Source organism: Leptolyngbya sp. AN10 (assembly GCF_050565645.1).
GTDB lineage: Bacteria > Cyanobacteriota > Cyanobacteriia > Leptolyngbyales > Leptolyngbyaceae > Leptolyngbya.
Map to the genome: position 1 here is coordinate 42,954 of NZ_JBNXVP010000032.1, position 19,589 is coordinate 62,542.

A 19,589-nucleotide genomic window follows, 5' to 3' on the forward strand; every position below is an offset into this window, starting at 1 on the left:
GGGATTTAGGGGGCACTAGCCGCTCGAAACGAAGCAATCCAAGACTTGTGTGTACACAGTAGGGACTGGAAGTCGGGGCTAATAGAACCAAGTCCACTCAAGGGGACTGAAAGCGCATTTCAGCTTCTTCAGTCCGATGAAACGGACTTCGCACCGTTAGCCCCGAATTCTATTCCGGGGCGAGATAGCGCAGAGGACGAAATGCCTAAAATACGTCTTGTTGGGAATGGTGCAAGATTTAAGTTAAGCAAAAATTGAAGAAAATCGTCGGCTTACGGTATTAAGAGGCACAGAATTGGTCAGTCGATACGATCTCAGTTTTAGCAATTTCCTACAGGCATCTTCGCTGTACCACTTGTTTAGGGGATGCTTTGCGCTCAGGTTAAGCGCGTCATATCAATCTGTTCCATCCTAAGCATAAACCTCGACAGAATGTGAGAACTCTGATTTAATCAAGGCTTAATAGAGTTTATTGACAAAGATTGTCATGTCTTTACCTACCGCTCTCACCGCCCGTAATCTTACACTCGGTTACGAAGGAACCTCGATCGTTCAAGATCTGACTCTCGCCATCCCGCCTGGACAAATCACGGCTTTAGTCGGTGCAAACGGATGCGGAAAATCGACGCTTCTACGGGGATTAGCAAGACTACTGAAGCCGACCAGTGGAGCCGTTTACCTTGACAGTAAATCAATCTTTAGTCGATCGACAAAAGAAGTTGCACAACAATTAGGACTATTGCCGCAAAACCCGATCGCACCTGAAGGACTGACGGTAAAAGATTTAGTCGCTCAAGGACGATACCCTTATCAGAACTGGCTGCAACAGTGGTCTACTCAGGATGAAAAGATTGTGCAGCGGGCATTGGAGACAACTGATCTAGAAGGGTTTAGCGATCGCTCTCTCGACACGCTTTCAGGTGGACAACGCCAACGCGCTTGGATTGCAATGGCACTCGCACAAGATACCGAAATCCTTTTATTAGACGAACCCACAACATTCTTAGACTTAGCGCATCAGATTGAAGTGTTAGATTTGCTGTATGGCTTGAATCAACAGCAGGAAAGAACGATCGTCATGGTGCTACATGATCTCAATCAAGCTTGTCGCTATGCAGATTATCTAATCGCTGTTAAAGACGGGCGAATCTTTGCAGCAGGTGATCCGCAAACAGTAATGACAGAAGAGACTGTTCAAGCTGTGTTTAATCTAGACTGTCGCATTTTTTCAGACCCGATCGCAGGGACACCAATGTGTATTCCAATCAGTCAGAGAGCAAGGGAGCGGCGGTAATGCGCCTATCTGGGGAAGCTTATGATGAAATGCTGCCTTTGCTTGAGGTTCAGCTTGATCCTGAAGATGAGTTCGATCGAACTTTTGCCGTCTCACAGGTAATTGGTGAGGGCTACACTCGATCGGTTGAACTGTGAGATAGCTTAGGATTGTGGAACGGCATTCAAATCGAGCTACCAGAGCGTGAGTCATGGCTCAGTTATCACTTTCATCTCTCAGGACAACATCAAGATCGATTAACTGAGGTTGATAACAATCAGTTTGCGCTGTATGGCAGTGGACTTGCATCTAAGGAGTTGATGATGGCTCCATCCGACTGCGATCCGCTTCTGGAGGTTCACATCAATATGCAGCCAGAACTATTCCGATAGTTTGTCGGCGCTATCCCTCCCTGCGCTAAAGCGTCAGGGTTTCTCGCGAGGTTCCGATGAAGTTTCAGAAGTGGCGCAAGCGATCGGCTTTGCGAATCGGAGCCATTTCGCGGAAGCGTTTCGCAAGAAGTTTGGCGTGAATCCAAAAGATTATCAGATGCAGCGGCGGAAATTAGGAATTAGCAGTTAACCAAGTTTCCAAATCGCTGACTGTCACGAAATCTAGCAGGGCTTCTCCTAATGATTCGAGTTGTTCAGAGGATAGGACGGAAACGCGATCGCGCATCGATTCAGGCAGTTCTCCAAGCTTCTTCGTCAGTAGGCGAAGGATAAGGGATCGCGATCGTTGCCGCGCCAGTTCCTGCTCCTCTTGTCTGGTTTCCCGAATGGCGCGTGGCTCTTTGGTGAAATCTAGTCCTAGCATTGCTCGAATCTCCAATCGACTTAAGTTTTCAAACTTGTAAACCATTATAGAGGTTACGATATCAATCAGATTTGCCCGTTCTCGCTCGGTTAAGTTTTCTTGCTCAGTTCTTTGTAGCAGCGATCGTGCAACCCCTGGAGCCTCCGTTTCATTGGCGATCGTTAGCACTGTGGCGGCAACTGTCACAGGTAATGTACTAACATCTTCCAATTCATTCAAATAAATTCGATGGACTTGCTCTCCGTTCAACAGCGATCGATGCGGATAAACTTTGCTCTGCTCAAGGCTTCGGAATGGATAAATCACGACTGCTTGCCAATCTGAGAAGCGATCGCTGTTCCGGTAAAAATACAGCAACGATTCTCCAAAAAGACGTTCATAGAGCTTTTCGTCTTTCTGCATTTGAACTTCGCAAAAGTAAACCGTTCCTAGCTCCGACTCTGGTGGCAGAAACACACCATCAATTTCAAATTTCGGCTCTTTCACGGCTACCGAATCAAAGCGATAGTCTGCGGCGTTACTCGGTCGCGCTCTTAATAGTTCAAAGAGCAGTTGGGGAGAACGCTGGAACATTTGATAAAAAATGGGATCGCGCCGCATTGCATTTTACTCAGGTTTACTCGGTCAAGTGTACTACTGCTCGGCTTTTGTCGCAACGCGATCGCATTCGGTCAAAAAAGTTCCGCTAGGGGTCAAAAAAAGTTCCGCAAACCGCCAAAACCGCTTGGAGTTTGCTGCATCAATCTCTTATTCTTGTTGATAATGCTTTTCGGTACTGGTGTGAGAGATGTTGAATCGGTTGCAGTGGTGGACGATGGCGATCGCGAGTGGATTAATTTTGGAAGTCGCGCCTGTACAGGCAGAATCACAGGTTCATCAGGTGCGGGATCTTCCGCGATCGTCTGTCACTGTAAAAGAGTGGCTTTCGCAACAACCGCCGGAGAGTGCTGCACCTGTTCGCGTAATTGCAGTGAGGTTGAACCCGACGCAGCAAGGCGTTGAGGTAGTGCTGCAAACGGAGACAGGACAGGCATTGCAAGCGACGCAGCAGGCGGATGGAAATACGCTAGTCTTGACGGTTCCGAATGCGGTATTGGCGTTAAGCAATGGGCAGGCGTTTGAGCAAGAGAAACCTGCTAAGGGTATCGATCGAATTTCTGTGACTCAAGCCGATGCAGCGAGCATTCAGGTCAGCATTACGGGACTGAATGATTTACCGATCGCTGAGATCGTTCCGGGACAGGGATTAGTATTGGCAGTGACTCCAGAAGCAGGAGAAGAAGAAGAGATAACAGTTACAGGAGAAGAAGGGCGAGGCTATCGGGTGACTACTTCTAACACCGTATTAAGAACCAATGCCTCACTCCGGGATACGCCTCAGTCTATTCAAGTGATTCCCCAGCAAGTGTTGCGAGATCAGAGAGCTGATGTAGTTACAGCCCTACGCAATGCCCCTAGTGCAAATCGGCGAAAATAAAGCAGCAGCTTATTGGAGCTTCGGCTCAAAGCCCTGAAACTTCCAGTTGAACGGCTTTGCCATCGTGCAATTGAAGTACTGACTAAACAACTATGCACTGAAAGTGCATAGGTTCCTCTAGGGCTGAAAGCCCAAGTTAACTCATTCCAGCATGAAATTGTCGTGATCCTGATTTGATGGATTTCGATGATGTTCCAGATACTCCGGCACTAGCTCTTCCGTCAGATTACCCGTACTCCATGCCCTATATCCAATCGCCCAAAAGTGCTCACCCCAGTATCGTTTCTCCAATTCTGGATACTCCTGCTGTAGCAATCGCGACGTGCAACCCTTGATCCGCCTCACGATGTCACTGATAGATTTTGACGGCGGATACTCGATGTGCATCTGCACATGATCCTTACTCACCACCCCTTGAGGATCTTCACGTCCTCCGCATCACAAATCTGGATGATCAATTCTCGACACCGCTTCTGGATCTCACCTTTGAGTACCGGATATCGATATTTCGTCACCCACACCAGATGGGCACTTAAGCGGGTGACTGTGTGGCTGCCTCGGCGTTGGTCGCTCATAATGGTTTTTCTTTCAAACCTATCACGCCTCCCTTTTCCAGCCATCGGGAGATGTGTAGCAACTAAAGTCTCCCACTAAAGTGGGTAGTTTCAACTAGCGTGCTGAGACAATGAAACAAGTTTTTCATTGGATGGTGAGCGGTAAAAATCCCGTTCTACCATCTTTTTTCTGCCTAATTTAATTTTTGAATACGTCTTTTGAAGAAATCGAAGTTGAGTTTGCACCAACTGGATCGATGGATCAAGAACGGGAAGGGATTGTCTCGGCTCGGGCAGATGAATCGTATTGTATTGGGGACTTGAAGCCGTTGCCGGATTTGTCGATCGAGGTGATCTTCACGAGCGGTGGTCCAAGTAAATTCGCGCGGTATCAAGCCTTGGGGATTCCTGAAGTGTGGTTTTGGCAGGGTAGATTGTTTAGCCTGTATCATTTGCGTGAGAACAGGTATGAGCGGATTTATCGGAGTGAGTTGCCGCATCTCGATCGATTAAACCTTGATGTTTTAACGCAATGTGTTTTGATGGCTCAAACTTCGCGACTTGAAGCGATTCGGACAATGAGAGCTGCCGTAAAAAGTCAGACAGATTGACGGAGACGACAATGCTACAGTGAGTCGTGACATTCAAAGATTCATAGTATGAGTTTATCGACGCTGATTTTGGTCGCGATGGCAGTGGGGATTGGGTTTGGGGCAGGATTGCATGATTATTTTCCGACGCTGATTCTCCCGCTCGATCGCTATTTGCTCACGCCAGTTGGAACGGCATTTTTGCGGCTGATTCAGTTTGTCGTTGTGCCGATCGTGTTCTCTTCGCTGATTTTGGGTTTGACTCGGATTCAGAATGCGGCGCAGGTCGGGCGATATGCAATTAAGTTGATTTTGAGCTATTGCGTTACAAGTGGGATTGCAGTGGTGTTGGGAATTGTTCTTGCGATCGTGGTTCAACCCGGACTTGGCATATCAAGTTCTGGTAGTGTTCAAATCGAAGTTGCTCAACAACAATCATTAATCGATTGGTTAGTTAGCTTAATTCCAACAAACCCGATCGAAGCGCTTAGTACAGGCAACTTGCTACAAGTCATTTTCTCGTCTGCATTGATTGGAGTTGCAATTCAGCTAGTTGGAGAAAAGGCGGCAAGCTTTGTCAGCTTTGTGGAAAGTTGCTATGCGATTAGTGAGAAAGTTTTATCGATCGTGCTTTATGTTGCACCGATCGGTGTTTTTGCACTAGTTAGCTCAGTGATTGCTACTGAAGGACTTCAGTTAATCTCTAAGTTGTTTGCTTATGTCTTTTCGCTGTTTGTTGGATCAGTGATCATGACTTTGTTCTATTTGTTAGTTCTAGGAATTCTTGGAGCTAAGCCGATTAAACTGCTTCAAAGTCTTGCTCCAGCTTTATCTTTGGCGTTTGGGACAGCGAGTTCTAATGCTGCACTTCCAATCTTGCTAAAGGATATTCAAGCGGGATATGGACTACGCGAAGACATTGCGAGTTTTGCGATTCCATTGGGAACAGCATTGAAGCGGGACGGATCAGCCATTTTACAAGGATTTAATGCAGTGTTTATTGCTCAGATGTTTGGGATTCCGTTGACTCCTTCATTGTTACTTGCGATCGTACTCAGCACATTCTTAGTTTCTTTTAGTACTCCAGGCGTTCCTGGTGCTGGAATTATCATGATGACGACGGTTCTCACGGCTTCGGGATTGCCTTTAGAAGGAGTTGCCATTGTCGCAGGAGTCGATCGATTAACCGATGGCTTTAAGACTGTAATGAACATTATTAGCAATGTTGCAAATGCAGTGATTCTCAATGTCTGGGAAAGTGCATCAGAACAAGAGACGACAGAGCTAATCTAAACATTACATATCGTACAGGAACTCTTTCAAGACAACGCAATTTCGTCCTGCTTGCTTCGCTTCATACAATCCAGCGTCTGCTACTTCGATCCAGGCTTTCGGAGTAATGCTTGAAGAAGGAACAACACTAGACACTCCTAAGCTCAGTGTGGCAAATGGCGAAATTAGCGAGCCACTGTGTTCTAGCTGCATCGCTTCAACTTCCGATCGAATACGTTCTGCGACTATCAGCGCTCCATTTGCATTTGTACTGGGTAGCAATACAATGAATTCCTCACCCCCATATCGTGCCGTCACATCAATCGATCGCTTCACCGATCGACGAATTGCGGCACTCACTTTTCGCAAACAGTCATCTCCAGAAGCGTGACCATACGTATCGTTGTAGCGCTTGAAATAATCGACATCGCAGAGAATCACACTCAGTGGAGTTTGCGATCGCCAAGCTCGTTCCCATTCGCGTGTGAGAGCTTCATCAAACGATCGACGATTTGCTAACTGCGTCAGACTATCTTGCATCGATAAGATATTTAATCGTTGAGCTTCGATCGTCATGCCGATCATTGCTGCGATCCCGATTGCAATTGCACCCGGTACGATCGGAACCCACCAGCCTAGAAGAAATAAGCCGTAACTTGCGGCAACTGAAGCAAGGATTAAACAGACTGTCCAGCCCATTTTGTAGAAGAACGAATCGCGTCGAACACTTAACCAGGCGCTAATGCTCGTTAAGCCGAGAATAAAGCTCCATTCTGCCCATTCTGGTAAGGTTTGAATTAAGACTCGTCGATCGAGTACTGCGCTGATGATTTGGCTGGTAATATTGGCGTGGAGTTCGACTCCAGACATTGGTTGAGGGCTGGAACCAGAGGCACTACTGTATGAGGTGAAAAAGAGATCCGATGCGCCTGCGGAAACATCGCCGACAAGCACAATGCGATCGCGAAATACAGTTGGGGGAATGTTGCCTTGGATCACGTCCCACGCGGAAATCATCCGAAATTTTCCTTTGCCACCACGGGGATTCAGTAAGATTTGGTAGCCGCCTGCATCGGCATTGATATACCCACCTGAATTTGAGGTGAAAGGCGGGAACTGTACTTCGTCGAGTTGTAGGACTGAAGAGTTTGGATTGGGCAAGATGCCTTGAACTGCGAGATATTCGATCGCGATTCTCAAACTGAAACTCTCGATCGGGGAATCGGTGGAGGGAAAGAGAAATGCTCGTCGCACTCGCCCATCTACATCCGCGATGATATCACTTGCACCGATCCGATCAGAGTTTCTCAGGATTGGATTTCCTGGAACGGTCTCACCTCGGTCGCCGATGACTTTCTCAATGCCGATCAGATTGGGAGTCGTTTTGAAGAGTTGTGTGAGTCGATCGTGTCCCGGTTCAGTCGCTAAATTGCGGTACAAATCTAAGCCGATTACACGCGGTTGTTGTTCTCGAATTCGTTCTAAGACGGTAGCGACCGCATGATCGGAGATTTGGGAATTGTTGAGCTTTTGCAAATCGGACTCAGTGAAACCCACGAGGACAATGCGATCGTCTCTCGGCTCGGTGGGGCGGGGTTGAATGAAGCGATCGAAAGCGGAGAGTTCGAGGATTTGCAACAGTCCAATGCCGCGAATTGCCAGAATAAAGCCTGCGGTCGTGATGCCCGATAGGAGCGCTCCTCGATATTGATAGAGCCATTTTTGTCCCAAATGGGTGAAGTGGGACAGAACCTTAGAAGCCATAACGGGCAGCGCGGCAGAAAGCGGAGTGTGCTTTTTTAGTTATCCCAATTTCGGAGGGTCAAAATCGTTGGATTTGGCGGGGCTGTGTCGATTAATAAAGCAAAGCCCGATCGATGAATCTGCGTTATGAAATCTGTTGCTGGAATTGCTGCTGTATTGCTTTTGATGCCTACTCCCGGTTTTGCTCAAATTGTGCCTGCGGCTGGAAGTAGCACGATCGCGCTTCCTCAAGGTCAACAGATCCAGATTCGGGGCGGAATTGGGGCGGGAGCGAACTTGTTTCATAGCTTCGATCGCTTTAACCTGGATGCAAATCAGACGGCAACTTTCTTCGCCAATCCTGCAATTCAGAATATTCTCGGTCGAGTAGTGAGTGGTGAAGCTTCGAGAATTAATGGCTTGCTACAAGTGAGTGGGAATGCCAATTTGATTCTGATGAATCCAGCGGGAATTCTGTTCGGGGCAACGGCTCGATTGGATGTGCCTGGATCGTTTACAGCGACGACTGCGAATCGGATTGGTGTTGGCTCTGGAGTGTTTAATGCAGTTGGTACAAATGATTATGCCCGTTTGATTGGAACGCCATCGAGTTTTGATGGAATATCAGGCGGCATCTTCAATGCGGGAAATTTGACTGCGGGGCAAAATCTATCGCTGTTTGGTGGAACGGTTTTGAACACTGGAACTTTGAATGGGCAGACGGTTTCGATCGCAGCAGTTCCCAATGGGATTCGTGTCACTCCTGAAGGTAGTTTACTCAGTTTAGAGCTTCCGAATTCTGGTGATATTGCAACTCGATCGTTGCCAGAATTGCTTACAGGTGGGGAATTACAGAACGCAACGCAAGCAGTGGTTCAAGATGGAATTCCGACATTAACACAGGCGGGAACTGCGATCGTGAGTGGAACTATCTCAGGATCGAATGTTCAGATTGTGGGCGATCGGATTGGATTAATTGATGCAACTGTGCAAGGGGAATCGATTCGAGTTGGCGGCGATCGACAAGGGATGGGAGAATTTCCACGATCGCAATTTCTATTTGGAAACAGCGGAACTCAGATCGAAGGAAGGAATGTCATTCTTTGGTCAGATCAAGCGACTCGATTTCACGGTTCGATTACTGCAAACAATGGATTTGTTGAAACTTCGGGCAAGCAAACCTTAGATGTCTCTCAAGCCAGAATTAGCGCAGTGGGTGGTACTTGGTTACTTGATCCGTCAGATATCACGATCGTATCAGGTGGAACTGGAACACTGACGAGCGGAGTATTTGATCCGCCAAATGCGGGTGCTTTAATCGATCCTGCTACGATCGAAGCTGCCTTGAACAACAATACAAGCGTAACCCTAACGACTGCGAATGGTTCGGGAGGCAGTGGCGATATTACTTTGCTGAGTTCTATCACTCAAACCGGATCACAAGCCTCTTTAACCTTGACAGCAAGACAGTTCTTTAGAGAAAACAATGCTCAAATTAATCTAAGTGGCAATAACTTTTTGGTCTTTAACTTAAATCAGGTTGCACCACTACCGAGTCTTTCTGCACAGTCCATTCAAACCGCGATCGATGCGATCGGAACTGGAAGTGGACCTGTTGACATTAACTTAGGTACTGGCACTTATACGATCGCCGGAACTCCGCTCACAGTTTCAACCAATAGAAATTTAACGATTAATGGGAATGGTTCAGCGAATACAACTCTAACCGGGAATAGTTCAATGCGAGTTGTTGAGGTTAGTCCGGGTGCAAGAGTAACGCTCTCAAATTTGACGATCGCAGATGGTAGCACTCCTTTTGGGCTATTGGGTGGTGGATCGGGTGGCGGAATCTTCAATCAAGGCAACACCGTTCTCAATCGTGTTGTGATGGCAAACAATACTGCAACGGGTACGGGTGGCGGCATTCGTAACTTTGGTACTCTAACGATTAACGACAGTACGTTTAACAATAATTCAGCCGGATTTGCAGGAGGCGGAATTCGCAATAGTACAGTCCTATCTGTGAATAGAACTATTTTTAACAATGGTAGCTCGAACTATGGCGGCGCGATTTCTAATCTTCAGGATGGAACACTTACTCTCTTTCAAGGTGTCTTCAATAACAATACAGCAAACATTTACGGAGGCGCGATCGCGAATGATGGAGCAATTTCGATTATCCAAACCGAATTTGCGGGAAATCGTGCAATTACGGGTGTTGGAGGTGCAGTAAGCAACACTGGCACATTGACTATGACTGGGGGGAACTTCATCAATAATGCAACGGGCAGTAATCCGGGAAATGCAGGGGGCGCGATCGCAAGTTTTAGAGATTTGAATCCTGTGCCTCAAGTGACGATTATGGATGCTAATTTCGCCCAAAATGCTTCATATCAAGGAGGCGCGATTAGAGTATCGCCTGAGTCTCGTCTTAGTGTCCAGAACACTCGATTTTTTCAAAATCAAGCCTTTACCCTTGGCGGTGCGATCGATACTGCTGGAACAACTGAGATTAGTGGAACTCTGTTTCAAGAAAATTCTGCGTTTGGTTCTCCCAATCCTGGCGGGGGTGCAATTTATACGTCGGGTAGCTCAAGTGTTCTGAACATCTCAACTAGCCATTTTCTAGGAAATCGATCGCAAACAGGAGGAGCGATCGATAGCTTTCTCCCAAATACAATCACTATTGATAGAACATTGATAGAACAGAATGTTGCAGATGGGGAAGGCGGCGCAATTTTAAGCGATCGAGGTTCTGCTCTAACAATTACAAATAGTGAGATTCGCAATAATCGTTCTACAGGGGACGCTGGAGCGCTCTATATCAGCGCAAACAGTAGAATTGAGAATACGATTATTCAGAATAATGTTAGTGCTAGTGGGAACGGCGGCGGAATTTATACGATCGGTAATGTCAGTCTGATTAACAGTCGATTGATTGGAAACACCGCTGTGAATGGTGGGGGATTGTTTATTGACCCTGGATCGGTCGGAGATGCAGGAACAGCGACGATTACAGGAACCACGATCGCAGATAACCTTAGTACCGCAAATGGTGGAGGGATTGCAAATACAGGACAATTAGGAACTACTAACACAACGTTCTCAAACAATACAGCTATTCAAGGTGGTGGACTTTTTAGCACTGCAACCAGCAATTTATCAAATACAACGCTCTCTGGAAATACAGGCGGCGGAATCTTTGTAAGTAATGGAGTAACTGAGCTTCAAAGTACAACGATCGCGAATAACACAGATGGGATCTTTAACTTTGCTGGAACTGTGAGATTGAGCAATACGATCATTGCAAATAGTCTGAATTCTGATGTTTTTGGTTTGTTTGATGATTTGGGTAACAATCTCATTGGTATCAGTGATGGCAGTACTGGGTTTACGGCAAGTACTTTAGTAGGAACGCGATCGACTCCGATCTCTGCGAATCTTGCACCCTTAGCAAACAATGGCGGATTAACTTCAACTCATGTACTCTTACCGAATAGTCCAGCGATTAATCGAGGCGGCAATCTCAATATTTCTTCTAAGCTTGATCAAGCAGGTCGTCCGCGCATTCAAGATACTACAGTCGATATTGGTGCATTCGAGTCTACGCCAATTCCAACTCCTCCCGATCCAACTCCTCCAACTATTCCCCCTACACCATTCATTGAATCTCCACTGATTGAACCACCGATTGAGTCTCCACCGATTGAACCTTCAATTGAGTCTCCAATGATTGAACCTCCCACAAGTGCGGCTCCTGAATCCCGTACAGAACCTCAGAGATCCGTTTCAACTGTGATTGAATTAGAGCGATCGCTGTCTAATGAATATGCACAATACTACGGATTTGAACTGCCGAAAGCAGCAACTATGCAGGACATTCAAGACACGCTTGCTAGAGCGCAGCAAAGTAAAGGAGTGCGATCGGGAATTATCTATGCGCTCTTTGTTCCGAATGCAATCACACCTGCTCCGAAGTCTGGAGAAGTATTAACTGATGGAATTGAGCCGATCACACCATTATTGCGATCGCAGTTAAAACAACAGAACGATCGATTAGAGCTTATTCTCGTTACTCCAACTGGACGGGCAATTCGCTATTCAACCACTGCAACTCGCGCTCAAGTGGCACAACAAGCGAAACTCTTCCGATTAGCGGTTTCTGATGTGGAAGATGAAGGGTATTTAGCACTCTCAAAACAGCTTTATCAGTGGTTGGTTCAACCTTTAGAACGAGAATTACAGAGCGAAGGAATTCAAGGACTAATCTACTGTTTAGATGAAGGATTGCGGACTGCTCCAATTGCAGCAATGGCAGACGATCGCGGATTTGTCGTCGATCGGTATGCGATTTCGATGATTCCTAGTGTGACCTTGCTCAATCGGGAGATTCACACGCTCACTGCTCAATCTGTGTTAGCAATGGGAGCCGATTATTTTCGAGAACATACACCCCTTCCAGCCGTTCCAACTGAGCTAGAACTAATCAGCGAACAGTTTTGGAAAGGCAATCGCTTTCTCAATCAGGACTTTACTCTAGAGCGATTGCTACAAGAGAGACAACGGACTCAAGCTGGAATTGTTCATTTAGCGACCCATGCAGAATTCAATCCGGGAACACCTGAGAGATCGTATATTCAACTGTGGGATCGATCGATTAAACTTAGCGAAATGTCCTCGATCGCTTGGTCGAATCCAGCCTTGCATCTATTGGTTCTGAGCGCTTGTGATACTGCGATCGATAGTGTTGACGCTGAACTTGGATTTACTGGACTCGCAGCGGCTTCTGGCGTTCATTCTGTGATGGGTAGCTTGTGGGAAGTTTCGGATGTCGGAACATTGGCGCTCATGAGCGAGTTTTACATTCAGCTTCAGAAAGTTTCGACTCGTGCAGAAGCGCTCAGACGTGCTCAACTCGCGCTCCGTAATGGTACGGTACGAATTGAAAATGGGTCACTCGTAACCAGTACAATTCGCGTTCCTTTGCCGCCTGCTTTGCAGCAGAATTTAGAGCCTCGATCGTTCGAGCATCCCTTTTATTGGTCAGCTTTCACACTTGTTGGAAATTCTTGGTAGAAAAATGATTTTCTCTCCGGATTTTGTGCTCGTTTCGCTGTAGATTAGAGTATTGCTTAATACAGCATCTTCCTGAATCCCCCTTAGAAGCATCGATTACCCCCCTCAAACAACCCTTTTACAATCGCCCCCAGTTTCGACTAGAGCTTTTCTGGTCAATTTCGGGGCGATTGGTTTCTTGATGCTCAGGTTTCTTGATACTTAGAGTGGCACGATGTCTAAACTATTTTCTGCTTCACTTGCGATCGCAACCTTCGGCTTTGTGATGGTGAGTCATGTTGGTGGGCAACTCATTGAGTTCGGTTCCGCTGCGTCTGCAAATCAGCCTCAACAGCGAGTTCGATGGCGACCAAATCCCAGAATGGGGAGTGCTCGCAGTACGTTGTCGGGTGGCAGACGCGGGAGTGCGATCGCTCAGTGTGATGCGACTCGAATCATGAAGCCTGCAACTTTAACCTTATTGGTTCCTCAAGCCAATCAAGGATTGTTCACGACTGTGGCAAATCCGACCTTTTTTTGGCACACAGAGACCGATCGACCGACCCAGGCTGAATTCATTTTGTCTGACCCGAACCAAGCGGAACCTGTGTTCACCAAAACGGTTGCAATCGATCGCTCAGGTATTAGTCGCGTTGCACTTCCCGCCGAATTCGCGCTCAAAGCAGGAACCCGCTATCGTTGGACAGTTCTTCTCTCCTGCAATGGTGGAGCCTCCAAAGAAGTCGTCGCCCGCAGCTTTGTGGAACGGATTGAGAATGCTGGCATACAACAACAAGTCAGTTCACGCTCAAGTGTCGATCGTGCTTCCAAATTTGCGGCAGAAGGCATTTGGTATGACGCGATCGCGACGTTAATCGAGGCAGCACAGCACGATCCGAACAATTCACGAATTAAGGCAGAACTACGATCGCTACTCTCACAAGTGGGAAGACCCTCGATCGAAATCGCTCAGGTACTTGAGGCAATGTTTGGTTCGTAGTGAGTTTGAACTTTTAACGCTCTGGCGGGTCACGAACCCGCTTTTTTTGTGTTTTGGAATCTACCAAAAGTGCGATCGTGCTTTTCTTTACCTCTATCTTTGTGTGGACGACGATCGGGTTTGGAAGGTCTACGCTGCTTCAAGATGTCAACGGTAGGAAAAACGTGAGCGGGGCGATTTCAAAGTTAGAGAAAATTGCGATCGTCCGGGCATTACCAGGACTGGGAGATTTTCTGTGCGCGATTCCAGCCCTACGTGCCCTGAGAGCGGCTTTTCCCGAAGCAAAGGTTACATTCATCGGCTTACCCAATTCGCAGGGCTTGACAGAGCGATTTTCACAGTACATTGACGAATTTGTGGTGCTGCCGGGTTATCCAGGCTTACCGGAACAGCCTGTAAATCTAGCCGCATTACCGGATTTCTTTGAACAGATGCGATCGCAGAAATTTGATCTCGCGATTCAGATGCATGGAAGTGGGATTGTGACGAATCCACTAACTTTAGGCTTGGGTGCAACTCGAACGATCGGCTTTTTTCAATCCGGTCAAGCCTGTCTTGATCCAGATTCGTTTCTACCATTCGTTGAGACAGAGCATGAGATTTTAAGGTATCTCCGATTATTAGAATTTGTTGGGATTTCAGCTTCAGAACCAGAGATGGAATTTCCGATCGCAATGGTCGATCGACAAGAGTTTCAAACCTTGTCTCAGCTACACGGATTGCAGCGGTATGTGTGCATTCATCCGGGTGCGAGTGTGCGATCGCGGTGTTGGTCGGGCGATCGATTTGCAGCAGTTGGAGAGCAGCTTGCTCAAAAGGGTTGGCAGATTGTTTTGACTGGAACTTGTGAAGAACGAGGACTAACAGAATCGATCGCTCGATTGATCAAAGCTCCAACGATTAATTTGGCAGGGCGAACGAGTTTAGGAACATTAGCGGCACTGTTAGAAAACTGCAAATTGTTGGTGAGCAATGATACGGGAATTTCTCATCTTGCTGCGGCATTGAAAGTTCCGAGTGTGGTGATTTTTAGTGGTTCTGACCCTCAGCGGTGGTCGCCTTTGGATAAGCAGCGACATCGATCGATTGTTCCGCCTGCTTCGGTGGGTGATGTTTTGGAGCAAGTTGAATCTTTGTTGCAACAGGAGTCGAGCTATGTGGCATGAGCAAAAGATAGTGGTGATTCAACCTGGGAACAATGCCGAGAATTTGCGATCAGGAATGGGACAAGTGCGATCGCGCTTTCCAATGGCTCAGATTGTACTGTTGTGTGCGGCTCAATTGAGTCGAGTGGCTTTATCGATCAGAGATGTGAATCAAGTTTTGGTGCATTGCGCGATCGATGAATCGGGATTATCTGATGTTCCGGAGCGATTGTTGAATCTGATCCAACTTTTGAAAGTTGAGCAGTTTGATGCAGCGATCGTTTTGCCCGATGAGAATCGATCGCCTTATCCGTTTGCCTATGCTTGTTATTTGGCAGGGATTCCGGTGCGGCTTGGGGTGTCTTGTGAGTTTGGAGGCGGCGTGTTGTCAGAGTGTGGAGCGAGTGTTGAGGACTTGCTAGAGCGAGTTCAGGAGGCGGCGTGATACGAGACGGAATCGTGCTGAGTCGATTTAAACGAGTTGCGAAAGGGATTGTTCAACGCATTCAAGAAGTGCTAAATGCACAAGTTTTTGTCGTGGACGATCGAGGAATGATTGTTGCAAGTACGGAGGCTGACGCGATCGATCATTGTTTTGACGCGACATCGAATCTTAGATTGCCCTTCCAAGTTGGGCAACAACGAGGAGAAGTGATTCTGAGCCATTTGGAATCGGATGAAATTTCACTCAGGCTCACGCAGGTTTTGATTGAATTGATTGTGAATCAGGCATCGTCGATCGCGCATCAACCTTTACAGCCTGAACTGAAAAATAAGTTTATTCATGATCTCCTTCGTGCCCCTAGCCGAGATGAATCTGAAGTATTGAGAGAAGCACAGATCTTAGGCTTAGATTTTACTCGTCCGCGTGCTGTGATTTTGATTGATGCGGCTCAGTATCTATTGTCTTGCCCAACTAAGCCGTTTGAGATGTTAGATGTTCAAACGCAAAGAAGCATTCAAGTCATCATTGGAAGCATTGTTAAATTCTTTCATCTACCGAACGATACAATCTGCGCTTACATTGGTGGTAGTGAAATTGCAGTACTCAAAGCCAGTAGCACTCAGGATTTAGAAGCTTGGGCAGATCAGAAAGATCCAGCAGGGAATCCATCTTGGGCGAATTTAGCAGCACTGAAACGGGCAAGCACAGAATTATTAGATCAACTGCGATCGCAAACTCAAACAGATCTAAGTATTGGAATTGGGCGATATCATCCGGGAATTCAGGGATTAGCTCGATCGTATCAAGATGCAAGAGCGGCATTGTCTCTGGGTCATCATTTTTCTGGTGATAATCGCGTGTATTGTCTGGATGATTTGGGTGTTGCTGCCTTTATTGGCATCTCAGACGAAAGCACAAAAATTGATCTCGCAAAGCATTTATTAAGTCCGTTAGATCAAGAATCAGAACTGATTGATACGCTACAAGTTTTCTTCGCTGAAAATTGCTACCCGTCTTCTACTGCAAGCAAGTTATCTATCCATAGAAATACTCTAAGTTATCGTCTTGATAAAATTACTTCACTCACCGGACTAAATCCCCGTCTATTTGATGATGCGGTTCAAATTCGATTAGCGTTACTATTGCGCTCCTTTGTCAATTCGCATCCAGAAAATGATACCCGATTGGGCAATTGCACAATCTCTGAGCATTCAAATTCTTTACATCTTGTGCAAATGCCCAATGCATTCTCTCATTAAATTTTGCATGATGTAAGCAATCAGGTCAGTATGTTTGTTTTGTGCGATCGCGCTTATTCGGAATTTTGACTATGAAACCTCTTCGGATTCTCACTTGGCACGTCCACGGGAGTTATTTATATTATCTAGTTCAGTCTCCGCATCAGTTCTTTCTACCTGTGAAACCAGGATTTCCAGAAGGATATGGTGGAAAGTTGGGGGGCTTTGCTTGGGGTGACAATGTGCATAATGTTCCGGCTGAAGAAGTGCGGAATTTGGAGTTTGATTGCATATTATTCCAGTCGCGCAAGAACTATCTAGAAGATCAGTACGAAATCCTTTCAGCGAAACAGCGACAGTTACCGCGCCTTTATCTCGAACATGATCCGCCTCGTGAACATCCGACCGATACTTGCCATGTGGTGAATGATCCGAATGTTCTATTAGTCCATGTCACGCATTTCAATGATTTGATGTGGGATAGTGGCAAGACACCAACCTGTGTGATTGAACATGGTGTGATTGTTCCAGAGCATATCCGCTACAAAGGTGATTTAGAAAAAGGGCTTGTGATTGTCAATGGATTACAGTCACGGGGGCGGCGATTGGGAGCAGATGTATTCGATCGAGTTCGGTCTCAAGTGCCATTAGATCTCGTTGGAATGCAGGCAGAAAAGCTAGGCGGAAAAGGTGAAGTTCCGCATGATCAACTCGCTGAATTTACCTCGCACTATCGATTCTTCTTCAATCCGATTCGGTATACCAGTCTGGGCTTATCTGTCTGCGAAGCGATGATGATTGGGATGCCGATCGTTGGACTTGCAACAACGGAAATGACCACGGTGATTGAGAATGACGTTTCTGGCTATGTCGATACGAATGTCGATCGCTTAATTGAAGTGATGCAGCATCTTCAACAATACCCGGAAGAAGCACAGCGGCTCAGTCAGGGTGCGCGGAAAGTCGCTGAACAACGATTCAATATCAATCGATTCGTGCGCGATTGGAATCAGGCATTTGCACGAGTTGTCGATCGTAAACCTACTCTTTCTGTCGTATGAAACGAATTGCATTAATTAGTGAACACGCTTCACCGTTTGGTATCTTAGGCGGAGTGGATAGTGGGGGTCAGAATGTTTATGTCGGGCAGTTAGCAAAGCATTTAGCAAAACGTGGGTATCGTGTGGATATCTTTACGAGGCGCGATCGAGCTTTGCTTCCAGAGATTGCCGAGTGGAGTGAAGGAGTTCGCTTAATCCATGTTCCTGCGGGCGATCCAGTGGAGATTCGCAAAGAGGATTTACTGCCTCATATGCAGGAATTTACAGCTTATATGCTGCGATTTTGTCAGCATACGCACTATGATTTGGTTCATGCTAACTTCTGGATGTCTGGACTGGTTGCAGCGGAATTAAAGCGAGTGTTGCAGGTTCCGTTTGTGATTACGTTTCATGCTTTGGGACGGGTTCGACGGTTTCATCAAGGTAGCAATGATGAGTTTCCAGATGAACGCTTTGAAATCGAGGATCGATTAGTTCGAGAAGCCGATCGCATTGTGGCGGAATGTCCTCAAGATGAGACGGATTTAGTTCAACTCTACAATGCTGATCCGCGCAAGATTACGATCATTCCTTGTGGTTTTGATCCGGCTGAATTTTGGTGTTTGGATAAAGCATTAGCCAGAGTTGCTTTAGGTTTGAATCCAGACGATCGCATTGTTCTCCAACTCGGTCGAATGGTTCCACGCAAAGGAGTCGATACTGCGATCGCAGGTTTTGCCAAGTTCTCTGAGAAAACTCCTGCAAAGTTAATCATTGTTGGCGGCGAATTAAATGATAGTGATCCGAGAATTGCCAAAGAAATCGATCGATTAAATGCGATCGCGACTGAGCTAAATGTTTCCGATCGGGTGCATTTCGTCGGTCGTAAAGGTCGAGAAGTCTTGCGCTACTACTACAGTGCAGCAGATGTGTTTATTACGACCCCTTGGTATGAACCGTTTGGAATTACGCCACTTGAATCAATGGCTTGTGGAACTCCGGTGATCGGCTCAAATGTGGGAGGTGTTAAATTTTCGGTTGCAGATGGTGAGACAGGTTATCTTGTACCGCCAAATCAGCCAAATGCGATCGCGGATCGTCTCTCTCATTTGTATGCTCATCCCGCATTGATGGAGCAACTGAGTAAACAAGCAATTCGACGTGCTAATGATCATTTTACTTGGCAGAGTGTTGCAGATTCGATGGCAACTTTATATCAATCGATTCTGATCGATCAATCTGGTGCATTGGATTCGACTGCGGTCATCGATCGAGGATTTACCTCAGTCATTACAGCAATTCAATCTGCACAGCGATGTCTTCAAACTGAAATTACACAGGCTGCAACTCTGATCACGAATTGCTTTACTCAAGGCGGTAAAGTTCTGCTCTGTGGAAATGGTGGCAGTGCGGCGGATGCTCAACACTGTGCAGCAGAATTTGTCGGACGGTTCAAAATTCCGAATCGTCGAGGACTTCCCGCGATCGCACTTTCAGCAGATAGCGCCTTGCTCACCGCTTGGTCAAATGATGTTGGCTACGATCACATTTTTTCTCGCCAGATTGAAGCATTCGCACAACCGAATGACTTAGTGATTGGAATTAGCACCAGTGGTCGATCGAAGAACATTCTCGAAGCGTTTGAAATGGCTCAGAGTCTTGGAATTCCGAGTATTGGAATCTTAGGCGGCGATGGAGGATATGCACGATCGCTTTGTGATTTGTCGATCGTGGTTCCGGCAATTGATCCACAACATATTCAGGAAGTGCAAATCATTGTGATTCATCTACTGTGTGAGTTAGTCGAAGCATGGGTGGTGAATCACGAACAGAAACCGAAACGACAACGCTTGAGATTGCAGAATCGGAATCATTCGGGCATGGCGATTGAAACCGCAGCGATACAGACGAAACCAGCCTTCGCAGGTTGAAGAAATTGCA

Annotated in this window: 16 protein-coding genes and 1 pseudogene; 14 read left to right on the forward strand and 3 right to left on the reverse strand. The window is 46.6% G+C overall.

From position 1 onward, the window contains the following. Nucleotides 1–487: 487 nt before the first annotated feature. Genes ACQ4M5_RS31240 through ACQ4M5_RS31255 form a run of 4 tightly spaced genes read left to right on the forward strand, consistent with a single transcriptional unit; the run spans nt 488 to nt 1,855 of the window. A complete protein-coding gene (locus ACQ4M5_RS31240; RefSeq protein ID WP_430679713.1) occupies nt 488–1,294 on the forward strand; it encodes an ABC transporter ATP-binding protein in 807 nt (268 codons plus the stop codon). Next, entirely contained in the window at nt 1,294–1,431 is a 138-nt protein-coding gene (locus tag ACQ4M5_RS31245; protein ID WP_430679714.1) for a hypothetical protein, read from the forward strand. Before ACQ4M5_RS31240 ends, ACQ4M5_RS31245 begins: the two co-directional genes overlap by 1 nt. A gap of 12 nt (nt 1,432–1,443) precedes the next feature. Continuing rightward, nucleotides 1,444–1,665, forward strand: coding sequence for a hypothetical protein (locus ACQ4M5_RS31250; protein ID WP_430679715.1), 222 nt, complete (start codon nt 1,444–1,446; stop codon nt 1,663–1,665). Nucleotide 1,666: 1 nt separating this feature from the next. Next, complete coding sequence (locus tag ACQ4M5_RS31255) at nt 1,667–1,855, forward strand: helix-turn-helix domain-containing protein (RefSeq protein ID WP_430679716.1); 189 nt, start codon at nt 1,667–1,669, stop codon at nt 1,853–1,855. Here ACQ4M5_RS31255 and ACQ4M5_RS31260 read toward each other — a convergent pair. After that, the gene (locus ACQ4M5_RS31260) at nt 1,838–2,689 is read right to left on the reverse strand and encodes an Rpn family recombination-promoting nuclease/putative transposase (protein WP_430679717.1); all 852 of its coding nucleotides are present in this window, start codon (nt 2,687–2,689) and stop codon (nt 1,838–1,840) included. The two genes, ACQ4M5_RS31255 and ACQ4M5_RS31260, sit on opposite strands and share 18 nt — an antisense overlap. 187 nt (nt 2,690–2,876) lie before the next feature. Between ACQ4M5_RS31260 and ACQ4M5_RS31265 the strand changes: the two genes are divergently transcribed. Continuing rightward, entirely contained in the window at nt 2,877–3,566 is a 690-nt protein-coding gene (locus tag ACQ4M5_RS31265) for an AMIN domain-containing protein (protein WP_430679718.1), read from the forward strand. Between the two features lie 141 nt (nt 3,567–3,707). Here ACQ4M5_RS31265 and tnpA read toward each other — a convergent pair. Then, nucleotides 3,708–4,141: pseudogene (tnpA, locus tag ACQ4M5_RS31270) on the reverse strand (IS200/IS605 family transposase). Nucleotides 4,142–4,326: 185 nt separating this feature from the next. Between tnpA and ACQ4M5_RS31275 the strand changes: the two are divergent. Together ACQ4M5_RS31275 and ACQ4M5_RS31280 are read left to right on the forward strand one after the other, a co-directional pair. Further along, entirely contained in the window at nt 4,327–4,731 is a 405-nt protein-coding gene (locus ACQ4M5_RS31275) for a Uma2 family endonuclease (RefSeq protein ID WP_430679719.1), read from the forward strand. Between the two features lie 48 nt (nt 4,732–4,779). Further along, the gene (locus ACQ4M5_RS31280; protein ID WP_430679720.1) at nt 4,780–6,003 is read left to right on the forward strand and encodes a dicarboxylate/amino acid:cation symporter; all 1,224 of its coding nucleotides are present in this window, start codon (nt 4,780–4,782) and stop codon (nt 6,001–6,003) included. A 3-nt stretch (nt 6,004–6,006) separates the two neighbouring features. Here ACQ4M5_RS31280 and ACQ4M5_RS31285 read toward each other — a convergent pair whose 3' ends face one another. Beyond that, nucleotides 6,007–7,746 carry a CHASE2 domain-containing protein gene (locus tag ACQ4M5_RS31285; protein WP_430679721.1) on the reverse strand — a complete coding sequence of 580 codons (1,740 nt, stop codon included), beginning with the start codon at nt 7,744–7,746 and terminating at the stop codon, nt 6,007–6,009. 126 nt (nt 7,747–7,872) lie between these two features. On the opposite strand from ACQ4M5_RS31285, the gene ACQ4M5_RS31290 reads away from it, so the two are divergent. From ACQ4M5_RS31290 to ACQ4M5_RS31320, 7 genes are all read left to right on the forward strand, one after another. Next, the gene (locus ACQ4M5_RS31290) at nt 7,873–12,801 is read left to right on the forward strand and encodes a CHAT domain-containing protein (protein WP_430679722.1); all 4,929 of its coding nucleotides are present in this window, start codon (nt 7,873–7,875) and stop codon (nt 12,799–12,801) included. 214 nt (nt 12,802–13,015) lie between these two features. Next, on the forward strand, nt 13,016–13,780 hold the full coding sequence (locus ACQ4M5_RS31295; RefSeq protein ID WP_430679723.1) for a DUF928 domain-containing protein: 765 nt from the start codon (nt 13,016–13,018) through the stop codon (nt 13,778–13,780). 53 nt (nt 13,781–13,833) lie between these two features. Then, the gene (locus ACQ4M5_RS31300; RefSeq protein ID WP_430679724.1) at nt 13,834–14,946 is read left to right on the forward strand and encodes a glycosyltransferase family 9 protein; all 1,113 of its coding nucleotides are present in this window, start codon (nt 13,834–13,836) and stop codon (nt 14,944–14,946) included. Then, nucleotides 14,936–15,370, forward strand: a complete 435-nt coding sequence (locus ACQ4M5_RS31305) for a glycosyltransferase family 9 protein (protein ID WP_430679725.1) — start codon at nt 14,936–14,938, stop codon at nt 15,368–15,370. The genes ACQ4M5_RS31300 and ACQ4M5_RS31305 overlap by 11 nt, the downstream gene beginning before the upstream one ends. A gap of 14 nt (nt 15,371–15,384) precedes the next feature. Continuing rightward, nucleotides 15,385–16,629, forward strand: a complete 1,245-nt coding sequence (locus tag ACQ4M5_RS31310; RefSeq protein WP_430679726.1) for a PucR family transcriptional regulator — start codon at nt 15,385–15,387, stop codon at nt 16,627–16,629. A gap of 71 nt (nt 16,630–16,700) precedes the next feature. Then, the gene (locus tag ACQ4M5_RS31315; protein WP_430679727.1) at nt 16,701–17,669 is read left to right on the forward strand and encodes a glycosyltransferase; all 969 of its coding nucleotides are present in this window, start codon (nt 16,701–16,703) and stop codon (nt 17,667–17,669) included. Then, nucleotides 17,666–19,579 carry a glycosyltransferase gene (locus tag ACQ4M5_RS31320; RefSeq protein WP_430679728.1) on the forward strand — a complete coding sequence of 638 codons (1,914 nt, stop codon included), beginning with the start codon at nt 17,666–17,668 and terminating at the stop codon, nt 19,577–19,579. Before ACQ4M5_RS31315 ends, ACQ4M5_RS31320 begins: the two co-directional genes overlap by 4 nt. The last annotated feature ends 10 nt before the right edge of the window (nt 19,580–19,589 follow it).